Source organism: Actinoplanes sp. NPDC051494 (assembly GCF_044454705.1).
Taxonomy (GTDB): domain Bacteria; phylum Actinomycetota; class Actinomycetes; order Mycobacteriales; family Micromonosporaceae; genus Actinoplanes.
The window spans coordinates 22,835-37,481 of sequence record NZ_JBITDZ010000013.1 but is presented as its reverse complement, the minus strand read 5'-3'; the positions used below and the strand labels follow the sequence as shown (position 1 = coordinate 37,481).

The following is a 14,647-nucleotide window of genomic DNA, read 5'->3' as shown; positions in this document are numbered from 1 at the left end:
ACCACCGGACCGAGCCCCGTCATGGCCGCACCACCCGACGTCGTCCCGATCATGGTGGTCGACTCGGTGCGCACGTTTCCCTCCAGCAGCCGGTCAACCGAAAGCCCGACTCGCCGACCGGAACGTGGTCCCGGCCGCCGAGCTGACCCACCGAGACGTACGCGACAGGAATCTCATCAGTGCGAGAAGGCGCACAACATCGGTGACGACTATGACCGCTTCTCGGCCCGGCCGCCCACCCCAAGGCTCCAGCGGAAGCGCGACCAGCGCCCCACCGGCACCCCAGCCGAGGCCAGGACTGACATGGCCGCCGGTCCACTGCCGAGCACCCGGATCGCGATCAACGGAAATGCCCGGATCCCAGCCACGTCCCCACCGTCGAGGCCGCGAACGCCACCCACGACCATCGAAACCTCCGCCCCGCACCGCGCTACCTCCGCGAAGCGACGGAAGGACAGCACCGCCGCTCGCCCCGGCACCAACGACCGCCCACCCGGCTGAGACTGGGCGTTGTGGCTGCGGGACGGACAAGAACTGGTGGTGGTTCGCCGGGCGATCACTCTCCCGGCACCCAGCAACGGATGGCGACCCCTCACTCACAGCGACGCCGTTCAGTCGTGGGCCGGTAAAGCGAACGGTGTAGCTCCTGATCAAGGAGCGATGCCCTGACAATGACAATGGCAGCCGTGGATGCTCCAGCGGGGTGGGCGCTCAACTGGCCGCCCGGTTGGTCGAGCAGGCCGGTGCCGCGGGCCTACGTCTGGCCGCGATGTCGATCTGCTGCAACACCTGACCACATGCGTGATCGAGCATGCCCCGGGCGGCGGGATCACCGGTCACCTCGTCCATGACAAGGGCGACCCAGCCGGCAGCAACGGTGACAATTTCCGAAACGGCGCCCGGGGCAAGACGGTGCTGACCTTCGAGGGCCGCCTCACGGAGACCCGCTTATGGACCTCAACACCCACAGCTACACCGCTCGTTTGACAGTCCCGTGCGCGGTGCGCGGTGCGGGGTGCGGCGGTGCGGGGTGCGGCGGTGCGCGGTGCGGGGTGCGGGGTGCCGGGGTGCGGCGGTTCGGGGGGTGCGGCGGTGCGGGGTGCGGGGGTGCCGGGGTGCCGGGGTGCGGCGGTTCGGGGGTTCGGCGGTGCGGGGGTTCGGGGTGCGGGGGCACAGGGGCGCGAGCGCAGCGTGCGGAGGTGTGAGCTGCGTGGCGTGGCTGTCTCTTGTCGGGAGCGCGGGCATCGCGCGTGGTCGCGGCGCACGGTGTTGTGGCACGCGATGACGTCTGGGATTGCGTGCTTTCGTTTACGCCCAATTCGTGCGGGTGGTCAGATGCGCAGGTGGTAGAGGTTGCGGCGGGGTTGCTGGGTCGGGTCGATCGTGTACGGGGGAACGAATTCGGGAAAGCTGTCGGGGCTGAGTCGGATGGTCCAGTCGGCGGTGGGGTGGTGGATGAGTCGGTGGTGGTGCCTGCAGAGCAGGACCATGTTGTCCAGACTCGTGCTGCCTCCGTCGATCCAGTGCTTGATGTGATGCGCGTCCGTCCACCGTGGCGGCCGATCACAGCCGGGGAAAGCACAACCACGATCACGCAGGTGCAGGGCGCGGCGCACAGCTGTGCCGGCTGTTCGGCTGCGTCGGCCCATGTCGAGGATCTGCCCAGCACTGCCGAGGATGGTGGGCAGGATCCGGGCATCGCAGGCCAGCCTGCGGGCAGTCGCGGCGGACACGCGCTCACCGGTGTCAGTGGTAGCCGTGCCCAAGGCGCACGTGAGCGGGTGGTAGGCGACGGTGATGGCGAGTTGTGGGGGTTCGCCGCCGTCGTCGGGTAGCTCGGTGGTGCGTAGGGCGAGGGCGCAGACACTGATCAGGGCGTCGGCGCGGCGTTGGGCGGGGGTGCGGGTGTCATCGTGGACGGGTTTGCACAACGGGTGCAGGGCGGCGTTGATGGTGGCGGCTTCTTCGGCACCGAGCAGGCCGGAGACCCGGACAAGGCCCTGCACCGGCAGGGAGAGGGTCAGACCGCGGCGGCGGTGGTTGCGGGCTTCCTGCCGGATCAGGGCGGCTTCGTCGGTTTGGTCGGCGAGGTGGGGGGCGGCGTGGGCGAGGATACGTTCCCCGATACGGCGTAGCTGGTAGGCGGGGAACTGCCCGGCATGCGTGAGCATGATGGTCTCGGCGTCCTGCACGACCTTCGGAACATTCACGGCACCGGGGATGGCGGCGAGGTCGTCGGGGATGGCCTGCACGGTGGTGGTGATCACCGCGGCTTGGCGCATGTTGAGGTGGCCGTCCAGGACGGCCTGCTCGATCACCGGGGTCGCTTGGGTGGCGAGTTCACGCGCTTGGTGCGGGTCCAGCAGCAGGATGTGTCGTAGCCATCCACTGAGGGAACGAGCGCCCTGCGTCTGGGGCAGCTTACGGATGTCGGCCTCGTGGGCCAGGCGGGTCTGTAGGACGATCGCGACCTGCTCCAGGTGATGCGCCGCGCGGAGCAGGCCGACGATCTCGTGGTCCAGCGGTGAGCACAGCGGGGCCGCGGCGAGTTCCGCCGCTTGTTTGACCAGCTGTTGCACGTCGACCATCACGGGAACAACTTAGAACAGGTGTACGAGAGCCTGGAAATTGATCAAGGGCTGCAGAGATCCATGTTCACCATCTGAAACCGGATGCGGTGCCGGCCGTGACCGTGCTGGGGTTCCCCGGGGCCGAGTGGGGCGTCAGTGGACGGGGGTCTTGCTGCGGCCGGCTGCGGGGGCCAGGACCGCGGCTGCCGCGAGCAGGATGAGGACGACGACCATGGCTCCGCGCAGGCCGTAGTGTTCGCCCAGGAAGCCCAGTGCGGGCGGGCCGACCAGGAACGCGACGTAACCTACCGTCGCGACCAGCGACACCCGGGCCGCCGCGTTGTCGCCGGATTCACCTGCTGCGGAGAGGGCCACCGGGAAACCCAGGGCAGCTCCGAGGCCCCACAACAATACTGCCGCGCCCGCGACGATCTGGTTGTCGATGGCGATGACTGCGGCCAGGCCGATGCCGCCGATGATGGCGCCGCCGCGCAGGACCGTTCCTCGGCTCCAGCGGGCCAGGAACCAGCCGCCGGCGAAGCGTCCGATCGTCATCGCCGCGGCGAACACCGCGTAGACCGCCGAGCCCAGGGCCGGGTCGAGGTCGTGGCCGTCGACCATGAGCAGCGGCAGCCAGTCGTTGGCCGCGCCCTCGGCCAGGGCCATGGCCAGGACCAGGACGCCGATCAGGAGCAGGCGGGTGTCGCGCCAGACCTGGGTGCCGGCCGACGTGCTTTTTTCCGTACGGGCGGAGCGCCCGACCCCGGACGGCAGGAACCGCATCGCCGTGCCCGAGGCGACCAGCGAGATCGCGCCGACGATGAGCAGGTGCCAGGTCACGTTGAAGTCGATGACCGTCAGGGCCATGCCCGCGAGGGCTCCCGCGACGGTGCCGAGGCTGAAGAAGCCGTGCAGCGTGGGCAGCACCGGGCGGCTGATGAGGCGTTCGACGTCGGCGCCCTCGATGTTCATGGCGACCTCGCCACCGCCCATGCCGGCCCCGAACAGTGCCAGACCGGCCGCCACCACCAGGCTCTGGGACAGAGCGGCGCCGATGCCGATCGCCGGCATGCTCGCCACGATGCAGGTGGTTCCGGCCATGACCACCGGTTTGGTGCCGAACCGGGCTACGAGCGCACCCGAGCAGAGGATGCCGGCCATGGATCCGGCGCTGAGCCCGAACAGCACCAGGCCCATCTCGGCGGTCGACGCGCCCAGCATGTCCCGGATGGCGGGGGTTCGGGTCACCCAGGACGATATGCCCAGGCCGGGGACGAAGAACAGCACGAACAGCGCCGTACGGCGGTGTCTGGTTTCAAGATCCATGGTGGGACCAACGTACCTGCCATGGATCGTGCGGGTTTGCCGCTATCGACCGGGACGTTTGAACACGAATACGCCGATCGCGATGAGAACGGCGCCCAGGATGCCGCCGAAGAGGTCGGCCCGGAAGATGCCGGCGACGAGCATCAGCACGCCCAGGATGATCGCCAGACCGGCCAGGAGCTCGACGACGTACATGAGGACCGACTTAGCTTTGACATCCACCATGGACGGTGGCATACCCGGTGCGCCGAAGCCGCAAACGACGTGCGCCGACAGCCATCGAAACGTCGGCGGTTATCATTTCTCCCGTTTGCCGTGCCGGGACCCGGCCCGGGACCTGGGGAAGAAGGCTTCGCACGGTGGCTCAGCTGCACTATCGGCACGCGGCGATGAACAGTGGCAAGAGCACCATGGTGCTGCAATACCGGCACACGTACGCGTCGTGCGGTCGTAACGGTCTGTTGATGACCCGGCTCGACCGGGCCGGCACCGGGATCGTGTCGTCGCGGATCGGGCTGGCCGCCGACGCGCTGGAGATCGGGGCGTCGACCGACCTGATCGACCTGGTGCTGTCGCAGCCCGGCCCGCGGGTGGACCACGTCATCCTCGACGAGGCTCAGTTCCTCGCGCCGGAGCAGGTCGACCAGCTCGCCGCGCTCGTCGACGACCACGACATCGACGTGTTCACGTTCGGCCTGCTGTCGGACTTCCGGGGGCTGCAGTTCCCCGGTTCGGCGCGGCTGGTCGTGCTCGCCGACATCGTCGAGGCGCTCCAGGTGTACCCGATGTGCTGGTGCGGTCAGCCGGCCCGGATGAACGCCCGGGTCGCCGGCGGCTCCATGGTGCGCGACGGGGACACGGTCGTGCTCGGTGACACCGGTGCCGACGTCGGTTACGTGGTGCTCTGCCGGCGGCATCACCGGGCCGGTCAGCCGTACTCCCCGGTTCTTGAGGCCGCCGCCTAGAGTGGGCTGATGTTCGTGAAGCGAGTGGGCCTCGTGCTGGCCGGTGCGCTGGCCCTGACCGGTGTCTCCGCCTGCGGGAAAGAGGCGGAGCCGGCGACCGTCGCGGTGCCGCCCGCGATCGCCGCGACCGGCAGTGCCCCGATCACCGGCAGTGCCCCGGTCACCAGCGATGCCCCGATCGCCAGCGATGCCGCCGGGCACGCGGTCCAGGTGGACGGCCGCACCATCGGCGGGGTCGCTCCCGGGCTCGACCTGCCGCCGGGCAGCAAGGTGTCCGACGCGTTCGCCGCCGGTGCGGGGGCGACGGTCATCCTCACCGAGCCGGAGCCGAAGGCGGTGCTCAGCTACTACCGCGAGAGCGGTCCGTCGGCGGACTACCGGGCGGTCACCGACACGAGCGGGCTCCTGCTGCTCGAGGGCGAGACCTGGTCGGTGACCGTTGTCGCCCAGTCCGGCGACTCGACCCTCACGTTCCAGCCGCTGGCCGCCGCGAGCAGCGAATCCCCGGCGGCGGTCGCCGGGCCGGAGGCGCTCACGCCGGTCGAGGTCGGTGTCCGGTATGTGCCGGCGAACTTCCGGTTCCCCCCGAACGCCGAGGTGAGCGACCGTGACGACAAGCCCACCGGAGCGTCGTTCGTGCTGACCGCGCCGGATTCGCGGACCACGGTCGCGTTCTACCGCAAGTGGCTCCCGATCGGGTTCTTCACCGTCGTCGGTGACCGTGACGAGGGCGGCGCCACGACGATCGCGTTCACCGACGACAGCGGCTGGGCGGGCACGATCTTCGCGACCAGGAACCGGGTCGCGGTGACCTTCAAGCACTCCTGACCGTGCCGGCGAGGTTGGCCACCAGCAGGTGGGCCGTCGCCTCGAGGTGGGTGCGCATGGCGGCCTCGGCGGCGGGGCCGTCGTGGGCCAGGACAGCCGTGACGATCGGTTCGTGCTCGGCGTGGATCTCGGCCAGTGTGCGGCCGCTGGCCGTGGTGGGCGGGCCGAGCAGCGCGGTGGTGCCGCGCAGCCGTTCGATGATGACCGCGGTGCGGGGCCGGCCCGAGGCGCGCAGCAACAGGTCGTGCAGGGACCGGTCGGCGGCCCAGAACGACGCCTCGTCCCCGCGGGCGGCCGCCGCGGCCATGGTGCCCAGCGCCGAGGAGATGGTGGCGTGCTGCTCGGGGGTGCCCAGCTCGGCGGCCCGGCGGGCGGCGGGTGCCTCGAGCGCGAGCCGGATGCCGATGATCTCCTCGATGTCGTCCGCGCGCGGGGGCAGGACCCGGAAACCGCGGTTGCGCAGGATCTCGACGAGCCCCGCCTCGGCCAGGCGCAGCAGGCCCTCGCGGACCGGGCTGCGGGAGACGCCGAGCAGGTCGGCCAGCTGATACACCGAGTACGTGGTGCCGGGCGCCAGCTCGCCGGCCGCGACCCCGGTGCGGACCGCCTCGACGACGGCGTCGGCGAGGGAATCCGCCTCCTGCGGCAGCACAAGCTCAGGCATGCGTAACATGTTACCCATGACCGAGCAGCTCAGCACCGAGCAGGCCAGCAGCCAGCAGGGCAGCACCGTGGTGTCCGCCCTGGAGAAGGCCGGGCTCGAGGTGCGCTCCGATGCCGGCACCCGCGGCATGTACGCCTCCGACGCCTCGCTGTACCGGATCCCGCCGCTGGCCGTGGTGCGCCCGCGGCACGTCGACGAGGTGGCCGCGGCCCTCGCCGTCGCGCGCGAGACCGGGGTGCCGATCACGTCCCGGGGCGCCGGCACGTCGGTGGCTGGCAACGCCGTCGGGCGGGGCATCGTGCTGGACTTCTCCCGCCACCTCAACCGGGTGCTCGAGATCGACCCCGGGGCGCGCACCGCGGTGGTCGAGCCCGGCACCGTGCACGCGGTCCTGCAGAAGGCCGCCCTGCCGCACGGCGTCCGCTTCGGGCCGGACCCGTCCACCCACCCGCGCTGCACGATCGGCGGGATGATCGGCAACAACGCCTGCGGCTCGCGCTCCCTGGCGTACGGCCGGACCTCCGACAACGTGGCCGGCCTGGAGCTGCTGACCGCGGCCGGGGAGACGCTCACCACCGGCCCGGACGGCGTGACCGGGGGCGACGGAGTGCTCGACGAGCTGCGTACCGTCATCGGGGGTCATCTCGCGACGGCCCGGACCGAGTTCGATCGCTTCGGCCGGCAGGTGTCCGGCTATGCCGTGCAGCATCTGCTGCCGGAGCGCTTCGACCTGACCCGGGCGCTGGTCGGCTCGGAGGGCACGCTCGCGGTCATCACCCGGGCGAGGGTGAAGCTGGTCGTCGACTCCCCGGTGCGGGTGGTCGTGGTGCTCGGCTTCCCGGACATCGTCGCGGCCGGCGAGGCGGCCCCGGCCGTGGTCGCGCACGGCCCGACGTCCTGTGAGGGGCTCGACTCCCGGCTGCTCGACGTGCTACGCGCGCGGCGGGGCCCGGACGCCGTACCCCCGCTGCCGCGTGGGGGTGCCTGGCTCTTCGTCGAGCTCGCGGGCGACGACAAGGGTGAGGTCACCGAGCGGGCGCGGCGGCTCGCCGCCGACGGTATCGCCCTGGACGCGCTGGTCGTCACCGATCCCGGCATCCAGGCCCGGCTCTGGCGGATCCGCGAGGACGGCGCGGGGCTGGCCGGCCGGGCGCCGTCGGACAAGCCCGCGTGGCCGGGCTGGGAGGACGCCGCGGTCCCGCCCGAGAAGCTCGGCGCCTACCTGGCCCGCTTCGACGAGCTCGTCGCCTCGTACGACATGACCTCCGCGCCGTTCGGGCACTTCGGTGACGGTTGCATGCACGTACGTCTCGATCTGCCCTTGGACCAGCCCGGCGGCACGAAGATCATGCGGGATTTCCTCACCGACGCGGCCCGTCTCGTCGGTGAGTTCGGCGGGTCGCTGTCAGGGGAGCACGGCGACGGCCGGGCCCGTTCGGAGCTGCTGCCGCACATGTACTCCCCGGACGCGATCGCGCTGTTCGGCGGGATCAAGCGCGCGTTCGACCCGGGCAACCTGCTCAACCCGGGCGTGCTGGTCGACCCGGACCCGATCGATGCCGACGTGCGCCCGGCCGGCCGGTTCCCGATCAAGCACCTGGCCATGGCCTACCCGCACGACGGCGGCGACCTCGGCCAGGCCGTGCACCGCTGCACCGGGGTCGGCAAGTGCCGCGCCGACAACTCCGCCGCCGGTGGCGTGATGTGCCCGTCGTACCTGGCCACCCGCGAGGAGAAGGACTCCACCCGCGGTCGGGCCCGGGTGCTGCAGGAGGTCGTCCGCGGCGAGCTCGCGTTCTCGGACCCGTCGGTGCACGACGCCATGGACCTGTGCCTGTCCTGCAAGGGCTGCGCCTCCGACTGCCCGACCGGCATCGACATGGCCACGTACAAGTCCGAGGTGCTGCACCAGAGCTACCAGGGCAAACTGCGCCCGCGCTCGCATTACACGCTGGGCAAACTGCCGCTGTGGGCGCGCCTGGCCGGCTGGACCCCGCGGCTGGCGAACCTCGCCACCCGGCTGCCCGGCATCCAGGGACTGGCGTTGTGGCTGGCCGGCGTCGACAAGCGCCGCTCGGTCCCGGCGTTCGCCCGGCGCCCGTTCCATCGCGGCTTCGTGCCAGAGACGGTCACGACCCGCACACCCGTGGTGCTCTTCGCCGATTCCTTCTCCGACGCGTTCTCACCCGAGGTCGCCGACGCCACCGTACGGGTCCTGCGCGCGGCCGGCTACGAACCGCGCCTGCCGTCCGGGTCGGTCTGCTGCGGCCTGACCTGGATCACCACCGGACAGCTCGACAGTGCCAAGAAGATCCTTTCCCGTACGGTCGCAGCGCTCGCCGCCGACGCCCGGGCCGGGATCCCGATCGTCGGTATCGAACCGTCCTGCACCGCGGTGCTGCGCTCGGACGTCCAGGAGCTGCTCCCCGGTGACGCGGACGCGGTGGCGGTCTCCGGTGCGGTGCACACCCTCGCCGAACTGCTCGCGAAGACCCCCGGCTGGACCCCGCCCGACCTGTCCGGCGTCGAGGTCGTCGCCCAGCCGCACTGCCACCATCACGCGGTCCTCGGCTGGCAGGCCGATGCCGACCTGCTGGCCTCGACCGGCGCCCAGGTGAAGCGGCTGGCCGGCTGCTGCGGCCTGGCCGGCAACTTCGGTGTCGAGCTGGGCCACTACGAGGTCTCGGTGGCGGTCGCCGGACAGAACCTGCTGCCCGCCCTCGACGCCGCGCCGGACGCGCTGGTGCTGGCCGACGGCTTCTCCTGCCGCACCCAGGTCGCCGACCTGCGCGACCGCCCCGCCGTCCACCTGGCCCAGCTCCTCGACCGCTGAACGCCGCGCGGTCTGCCCTTCCGGATGCCCTTGCGGCCCTTGCCCGCGCGGCCCGGCCGAGTGATCGTAGAAGCGTTTTCTGTTCATGACGGGGAGGGAGTCGGGCATTGCGGTCGCACAGCCAGGACAGCCGGCAGACCGGAGCTCCCGGGAGGGGCGGTTCGGGCACGACGCCCGCCCGTGGCCGGCCGCTCGGCATGCTGGAGCTGCAACGGCTCGTCGGCAACGCCGCCGTCACCTCCCAGGTCGCCCAGCGCAGCCCACTCGGCGAGGCCGTCATGCGCGCGCCCTCTGAGTCCGCGCAGACGCTCCTGCACGGTGCTGGCGCCTCGGCCCAGCAGGGCCCGGTCGTGCAGCGCGCCACCAGCTCCGCCAAGATCGGTTTCGAGTTCCAGCAGTTGAACAGCGACGTCAGGGTCACCAGTCCGGCGCCGGCCCGATCGCAGAGCGGATCGGACGACGGCTTCACGTTCGGTAACGACTCCGAGTCCTCCAGCTCCTCGTCCAGCTCGGACGGTGAGTATTACGACCTGCGCGGACGGTTTCCGCACTACGGCCCCAACGGCTGGTGGGTCGTGCAGGACGGCCGCAACCTGGAGTTCGTGACGTCGCCTATCGCCACCGGGGGCGACGTGGCGGCCATCATGGGTGAGATCAGGAGTGCCGCGAATTTCTTCCGTGCGAAGTTCGCGGAGGACCGGGAAGGATCGGACAGCGAGGAGTTCACCGAGTTCCGCATCGGCACGGACCGCCTCGTTGTCCTCCGACCGGACGACCGGGGGCAGCCACAGGTCAACCCGGACATCCCACTCGACGCGCTGACCACGCTCTATCAGCAGTCGGCGGGGGACTTCGACACCTACCACAGCGCCGACAACGCCACGACCGGCGGCTTCTGGGAGCAGGACGCGACCCGGCAGGAACTCGCGACGGGCGCCGCGGTCGCCGGGCGGGTCGGCACCCTCGCGGAAACCGAGCTGCGGAAGGCCTTCAAGATGCCCGAGACCGCGACCGCCGCACAGGTCGCCGACGTCCGGGGACTGCTGCAGGCGATCGCGGCGGGCATCGTGCACAAGGTCGCGCACCCGACCGGGCTGCCCAAGGACATGCCCATCCTGCTCAAGACAAGCTTCCCCCGGCTTATGAGGAGCCTGCTGGAGGCGGAAGCGATCGCGGCCGGCATCAAGCTGGACGACGTGGTCGACCTGGTCGCAGAGGTCTGGCCCGATCTCCTCGACGACGAGCGGGGCCGGGCCAAAGCCAAGAACTTCGTCGGTGAGATCCTGCGCGGCCAGGACCCGGTCTGGGGCAGCACCAAGGACCCGGTCGACATCGGAACGGGCGAGAACGAGGAGGAGCGTAAGCAGATCCTCATCGAGCTGCGGCGCAACCCGGTCATCCCGATCGCACAGTGGCCCGGCTTCGCCCAGGGCGCGTTCCAGAAGTTCATCGGTGACCCCGACGGCACGTACAGCTGAGCGGTTGCTGTGCCACTGATGGGCCGCGCTTGTGCCCGCCTTCGACGACGATGGTCCGATGCCGAGAATCCTGGTCGCTTCCTTACCGTTCGCCGGGCACGTCACGGTGCTGTCCGCTGTCGCGGTCGAGCTGGCCCTCCGGGGGCACGACGTGGTCGCCTACACAGGGGCGAAATATGCCGGCCGGTTCGCCGGGGCTGCCTGGTTACCGTGGGAGCGGGCAACCGATTTCGATGACGCGGATCTGTCGGCGACCTTCCCCGCGGTCGGCGACGGCAAAGGCCTGCGGGGCGGCCGGGCCAACGTCGAACACGTCCTGCTGGGCACCGCCGCGGGGCAGGCCGCCGACATCCTCACCGCAAACACCGGTCAGCCCTTCGACGCGGTGGTCGGCGACCAGCTGGCATTCGGTGCCGCGACCGCCGCGGAAGCCCTGAAGATACCGTGGGTGACGGTGGCGGTGACCCCGTTGCAGCTGTCCAGCCGGGACCTGCCGCCGCCGGGAATGCCGTGGCCGGTGGGGACCGGGCCGGTCGGCCGGTTCCGGGACGCGACGGTGCGCCGGATCGTGTCCGGGGTGTCCCGGCGGGTCCTGGACCCCCGGCTGAACGCGATCCGGCGCACCGCGGGGCTCGGCCCGGTCCCGCCCGGCGCCTTCTTCGACGCCCTGCACTCACCACAGCTCGTCCTGGCGCAGGGGGTGCCCGGCCTCGAGTACGTCCGCGGCGACCTGCCGGAGCACGTGCACTTCGTGGGCCGGATGGCGGCGGCCGGGCCGGTCGGGGAGCTGCCGGGGTGGTGGGCGGACCTGGACGGCGGGCTGCCGGTGGTGCACGTGACCCAGGGGACACTCGACACCGACGCGGACGATCTGCTCCGGCCGGCACTCGAAGCACTGGCGGACGAGCCGGTGCTGGTCGTCGCGACCACCGGTGGGCCGGCGCTCGCCGGGGCGGTGCCGGCCAACGCCCGGGTGGCCGCATTCGTGCCGCACGACCGGTTGCTGCCGCGGGTGGACGTCATGGTGACCAACGGCGGGTGGAACGGGGTGCTGGCCGCGGTGGCCGCCGGGGTGCCGCTGGTGGTCGCGGGCGGGTCGCTCGACAAGCCCGAGGTCGCGCGGCGGGTGGCCCGGTCGGGGGCCGGGATCGACCTGCGGACCCCGAAGCCGTCGCCGGAGCGGATCCGCCGGGCCGTGCGTACCGTGCTGGACCATCCGGGGATGACGGCTCGCGCCGCCGAACTGGGCTCGGCCATGGCCGCGGCGGGCGGCACCGCGGCCGGCGTCGACCTCATCGAGAACCTGCTAGTCCGATGAATCCCCGTCGCCGGCCGATGACGCGGTGGCAGGTGGGGCGGTGGCAGGTGGGGCGGCGGCAGGTGGGGCGGTGGCGGCGGGTTGAGCGGATGGCGTCGCGGGCCCAGCGGCTGCTCCGACTGCGGCTGCTCCGGCTGCGGGGGCCGGGGTCGCGGGGTCGGCTGCGGGGTCCACATCGGACTGGTCGGGGTCCGTGGACGGTTCGGGGTCGTCGGGGGCGGGGCCGACCGCGGCGGCGATGAGGGCCGAGTTCGGGATGTTCAGCGGGCCGTCCTCGGTCTCCAGCACGCTGTAGAGCAGGCCGGCCGAGACGATGGTGCCGGTCAGCGGGCCGTTGAGGGCGCCGGACATGACCCGGACCCGCTGGCCGGGCACGTAGGGGCGGGCGAACAGCAGGACCAGGCCGGCGAAGAGGTTGCTCAGCACCGGCTGGGCGGCCAGGCCGAGGATGACGCCGGTGACCGCGCTGCCGACCAGCAGGTGCTCGAGTCCGAGGCCGATCAGGTCGAACACCGAGAACGCGCAGATCAGGTAGCCGCCGAGCAGTGTCAGCAGGCGCAACGGGGTGGCCGCGGCGGTGCCGGCCCGGGAGATCGTGACGCGGTGCACCTCACGGGCGGCGGTCCGGCTGGCGGCCACCCCGAGGATCGCGGTGAGCAGGGCACACCCGTACGCGATGAGGCTGCGCTTGAGCCCGTCGTGCGGGTCGCCCAGCTCGGAGCCGGCGATCAGCGTGACGAGGGCGAGCAGCCCGAACACCACCGCCTTGCGGAAGTCGGCCTTGAAGTGTTCCTCGATCAGCCGTGTGCGCCGCCACATCGTGGTCGTACCTTCCCCGAGTCGATCATCTGGGGCGAGAGGTTACCGTGGCGGTATGACCATCGCGGACGGGCCGGGCTGCGCGGTGACCGTGTGCCGGGAGTGCGTGCCGGTCGGGCGCCGGCGGGTGGATCCCGGGCGGCAGATCGAGCGGCTGCGGGCGGCCGGGCACCGGGCTCGCGGGAGCCGGTGCCTCGACGTGTGTTCGCAGGCCACCGTGATGGTGGTGCATCCGGCTCCGGCGGCCCGCCGGGGTGGTGCGCGACCGGTGTGGCTGGGGCTGGTGCTCGACGACGACATCGTGGACGACATCGCCGGGTGGGTGGCCGCCGGTGGTCCCGGCGTCGCATCCCTCCCGGCGATGCTGGAGCTCTGCGAGATACCGCCCGGCGTCAGGAAGCTCTGACGCCGGGGGCTTCACCAGCCGTTCCCGATCCGTACGGGCAGTGCGGCGCTGTATCCCCGCTTCGACTGCCCGGGATACAGCAGCAGGTACCCGTTGGCGTCCCGGGCGACGACGTCCTGGTGGCCGTCGCGGTCCCAGTCGGCGACGTCGGCGAAGGTGAAGGGCCCCCAGCCGTTGCCGATCCTGACCGGCGTCGCGGAGCTGTAGCCCCGCTTCGACTGCCCCGGGTACAACCAGAGGTCACCGTTCCCGCCCCGGGCGACGATGTCCTGGTGGCGGTCCTTGTCCCAGTCCGTCACCCCGGCGAACGTGAAAGGACCCCAGCCGTTGCCGATCTGTACGGGCGAGGCCGAGCTGTAGCCCCGCTTCGACTGCCCCGGGTACAACAGCACGTTGCGGTTGGCGTTGCGGGCGACGATGTCCTGGTGTCCGTCGCGGTCCCAGTCGGCGACGTCGGCGAAGGTGAAGGGCCCCCAGCCGTTGCCGATCTTCACCGGTGTGGCGGAGCTGTAGCCGCGTTTGGACTGACCGGGGTACAGCCACAGGTTTCCGTCGTTGTTGTTGCGGGCGATGATGTCCTGGTGGCCGTCGCGGTCCCAGTCGGCGACGCCGGCGAACGTGAACGCCTGCCAGCCGTTGCCGATCCGGACCCGGTTCGCCGAGCTGTACCCGCGCTTGGACTGCCCCGGATAGAGCCACAGGTCCCCGTTGGTGCCTCGGGCGACGATGTCCTGGTGCCCGTCGCGGTCCCAGTCCGCCACGCCGGCGAACGTGTAGGCCGGCGTGTAGGCGGCCGCCGGTGCGGCGACGCCCCCGACGGCCGCGACCACCATCGCCAGCGTGCTGACGATCGATGTCCCTTTCATGATCTTCCCCCCGTGGTAGGTCGGTGCGTGACGACTACCGAGGGTATTCAAATGCCGATAAATAGCGACATTTGTGTCGGGTTCCGGTCAGGTTCGTCATAGCCGTACGAAGTCCTCGCCGAGCAGTTCCCGCAGCCGGCCCAGCGCGCGCATGCTCTGCCCGGGAGCTCGGCGAGCACCGTCTCGGTGGTGCTGCGCCGCTTGCGCTGGTCGAACACCGCGTTCATGAGCACCCGGCGGCTGTACGCCTCCAGGTTCGCGGTGCGCCGGATCCGGGCCCGGGACGCGTACATCCGGGCCAGGGCCAGGTGGGTAGGGTCAGCTGGGTAGGGTCAGCTGGGTGAGGTCCTGCGCCAGGTGCCAGTTCCGGCACATGAGGTACGCGGTGCGCCGCAGCCGGGGCGTGGCCGCGGCCACGAACGCGGCGAACTCCTCGTCGCGGGCGTGACGTTGCTTGCGCCGCGTGAGGGTCCAGCCGGGGGAGGACGACACGGTGCCGGTCACCTGGTGGCCACGGGGCAGAGCTGGCCGACGATGTCCTGCACGCCGGCGTAGTCGCGGAACCTCGCCTCGA

The 14,647-nt window shown here is 71.4% G+C and carries 13 protein-coding genes; 6 read left to right on the top strand and 7 right to left on the bottom strand.

Annotation, left to right across the window (positions count from 1 at the left end):
* Positions 1 to 1,331 precede the first annotated feature (1,331 nt).
* The 3 genes from ACIA6A_RS34470 to ACIA6A_RS34460 all read right to left on the bottom strand — a co-directional run bounded on the left by ACIA6A_RS34470 (position 1,332) and on the right by ACIA6A_RS34460 (position 4,121).
* The gene (locus ACIA6A_RS34470) at positions 1,332 to 2,588 is read right to left on the bottom strand and encodes a DUF222 domain-containing protein (protein WP_396102397.1); all 1,257 of its coding nucleotides are present in this window, start codon (positions 2,586 to 2,588) and stop codon (positions 1,332 to 1,334) included.
* 135 nt (positions 2,589 to 2,723) lie between these two features.
* Positions 2,724 to 3,896, bottom strand: coding sequence for an MFS transporter (locus ACIA6A_RS34465; protein WP_396102171.1), 1,173 nt, complete (start codon positions 3,894 to 3,896; stop codon positions 2,724 to 2,726).
* A 42-nt stretch (positions 3,897 to 3,938) separates the two neighbouring features.
* Positions 3,939 to 4,121, bottom strand: a complete 183-nt coding sequence (locus ACIA6A_RS34460) for a hypothetical protein (protein WP_396102170.1) — start codon at positions 4,119 to 4,121, stop codon at positions 3,939 to 3,941.
* Positions 4,122 to 4,255: 134 nt separating this feature from the next.
* Here ACIA6A_RS34460 and ACIA6A_RS34455 point away from each other — a divergent pair, with 134 nt between their 5' ends.
* Both ACIA6A_RS34455 and ACIA6A_RS34450 read left to right on the top strand, forming a co-directional pair.
* Positions 4,256 to 4,861: a thymidine kinase gene (locus ACIA6A_RS34455; protein WP_396102169.1), complete on the top strand. Its 606-nt coding sequence runs from the start codon at positions 4,256 to 4,258 to the stop codon at positions 4,859 to 4,861.
* A gap of 9 nt (positions 4,862 to 4,870) precedes the next feature.
* Positions 4,871 to 5,689 (top strand): hypothetical protein, encoded by an 819-nt coding sequence (locus ACIA6A_RS34450; protein ID WP_396102168.1) that lies wholly within the window; start codon positions 4,871 to 4,873, stop codon positions 5,687 to 5,689.
* Here the strand turns inward: ACIA6A_RS34450 and ACIA6A_RS34445 are convergent.
* Entirely contained in the window at positions 5,676 to 6,353 is a 678-nt protein-coding gene (locus tag ACIA6A_RS34445) for a GntR family transcriptional regulator (RefSeq protein ID WP_396102167.1), read from the bottom strand. The genes ACIA6A_RS34450 and ACIA6A_RS34445 overlap by 14 nt on opposite strands.
* 16 nt (positions 6,354 to 6,369) lie before the next feature.
* Here ACIA6A_RS34445 and ACIA6A_RS34440 point away from each other — a divergent pair, with 16 nt between their 5' ends.
* From ACIA6A_RS34440 to ACIA6A_RS34430, 3 genes are all read left to right on the top strand, one after another.
* On the top strand, positions 6,370 to 9,186 hold the full coding sequence (locus tag ACIA6A_RS34440) for an FAD-binding and (Fe-S)-binding domain-containing protein (protein ID WP_396102166.1): 2,817 nt from the start codon (positions 6,370 to 6,372) through the stop codon (positions 9,184 to 9,186).
* Positions 9,187 to 9,293: 107 nt separating this feature from the next.
* The gene (locus ACIA6A_RS34435) at positions 9,294 to 10,664 is read left to right on the top strand and encodes a hypothetical protein (RefSeq protein ID WP_396102165.1); all 1,371 of its coding nucleotides are present in this window, start codon (positions 9,294 to 9,296) and stop codon (positions 10,662 to 10,664) included.
* A gap of 58 nt (positions 10,665 to 10,722) precedes the next feature.
* Entirely contained in the window at positions 10,723 to 11,982 is a 1,260-nt protein-coding gene (locus tag ACIA6A_RS34430) for a nucleotide disphospho-sugar-binding domain-containing protein (protein ID WP_396102164.1), read from the top strand.
* On the opposite strand, the gene ACIA6A_RS34425 is transcribed toward ACIA6A_RS34430, so the two are convergent.
* The gene (locus ACIA6A_RS34425; RefSeq protein ID WP_396102163.1) at positions 11,971 to 12,801 is read right to left on the bottom strand and encodes a mechanosensitive ion channel domain-containing protein; all 831 of its coding nucleotides are present in this window, start codon (positions 12,799 to 12,801) and stop codon (positions 11,971 to 11,973) included. The two genes, ACIA6A_RS34430 and ACIA6A_RS34425, sit on opposite strands and share 12 nt — an antisense overlap.
* A gap of 55 nt (positions 12,802 to 12,856) precedes the next feature.
* Here ACIA6A_RS34425 and ACIA6A_RS34420 point away from each other — a divergent pair, with 55 nt between their 5' ends.
* Positions 12,857 to 13,207 carry a hypothetical protein gene (locus tag ACIA6A_RS34420; RefSeq protein ID WP_396102162.1) on the top strand — a complete coding sequence of 117 codons (351 nt, stop codon included), beginning with the start codon at positions 12,857 to 12,859 and terminating at the stop codon, positions 13,205 to 13,207.
* An 11-nt stretch (positions 13,208 to 13,218) separates the two neighbouring features.
* Here the strand turns inward: ACIA6A_RS34420 and ACIA6A_RS34415 are convergent, their stop codons facing one another.
* Together ACIA6A_RS34415 and ACIA6A_RS34410 are read right to left on the bottom strand one after the other, a co-directional pair.
* Entirely contained in the window at positions 13,219 to 14,073 is an 855-nt protein-coding gene (locus ACIA6A_RS34415; RefSeq protein ID WP_396102161.1) for an FG-GAP repeat domain-containing protein, read from the bottom strand.
* A gap of 318 nt (positions 14,074 to 14,391) precedes the next feature.
* Positions 14,392 to 14,565, bottom strand: a complete 174-nt coding sequence (locus tag ACIA6A_RS34410; RefSeq protein WP_396102160.1) for a hypothetical protein — start codon at positions 14,563 to 14,565, stop codon at positions 14,392 to 14,394.
* Positions 14,566 to 14,647 lie beyond the last annotated feature (82 nt).

Excerpts from the sequence above, each read along its gene's own strand:
- ACIA6A_RS34420 (WP_396102162.1), top strand. The coding sequence starts at position 12,857 with ATGACCATCGCGGACGGGCCGGGCTGCGCGGTGACCGTGTGCCGGGAG.
- ACIA6A_RS34460 (WP_396102170.1), bottom strand. The coding sequence starts at position 4,121 with ATGGTGGATGTCAAAGCTAAGTCGGTCCTCATGTACGTCGTCGAGCTC.
- ACIA6A_RS34440 (WP_396102166.1), top strand. The coding sequence starts at position 6,370 with ATGACCGAGCAGCTCAGCACCGAGCAGGCCAGCAGCCAGCAGGGCAGC.
- ACIA6A_RS34430 (WP_396102164.1), top strand. The coding sequence starts at position 10,723 with ATGCCGAGAATCCTGGTCGCTTCCTTACCGTTCGCCGGGCACGTCACG.
- ACIA6A_RS34465 (WP_396102171.1), bottom strand. The coding sequence starts at position 3,896 with ATGGATCTTGAAACCAGACACCGCCGTACGGCGCTGTTCGTGCTGTTC.
- ACIA6A_RS34445 (WP_396102167.1), bottom strand. The coding sequence starts at position 6,353 with ATGCCTGAGCTTGTGCTGCCGCAGGAGGCGGATTCCCTCGCCGACGCC.
- ACIA6A_RS34450 (WP_396102168.1), top strand. The coding sequence starts at position 4,871 with ATGTTCGTGAAGCGAGTGGGCCTCGTGCTGGCCGGTGCGCTGGCCCTG.
- ACIA6A_RS34425 (WP_396102163.1), bottom strand. The coding sequence starts at position 12,801 with ATGTGGCGGCGCACACGGCTGATCGAGGAACACTTCAAGGCCGACTTC.
- ACIA6A_RS34415 (WP_396102161.1), bottom strand. The coding sequence starts at position 14,073 with ATGAAAGGGACATCGATCGTCAGCACGCTGGCGATGGTGGTCGCGGCC.
- ACIA6A_RS34470 (WP_396102397.1), bottom strand. The coding sequence starts at position 2,588 with ATGGTCGACGTGCAACAGCTGGTCAAACAAGCGGCGGAACTCGCCGCG.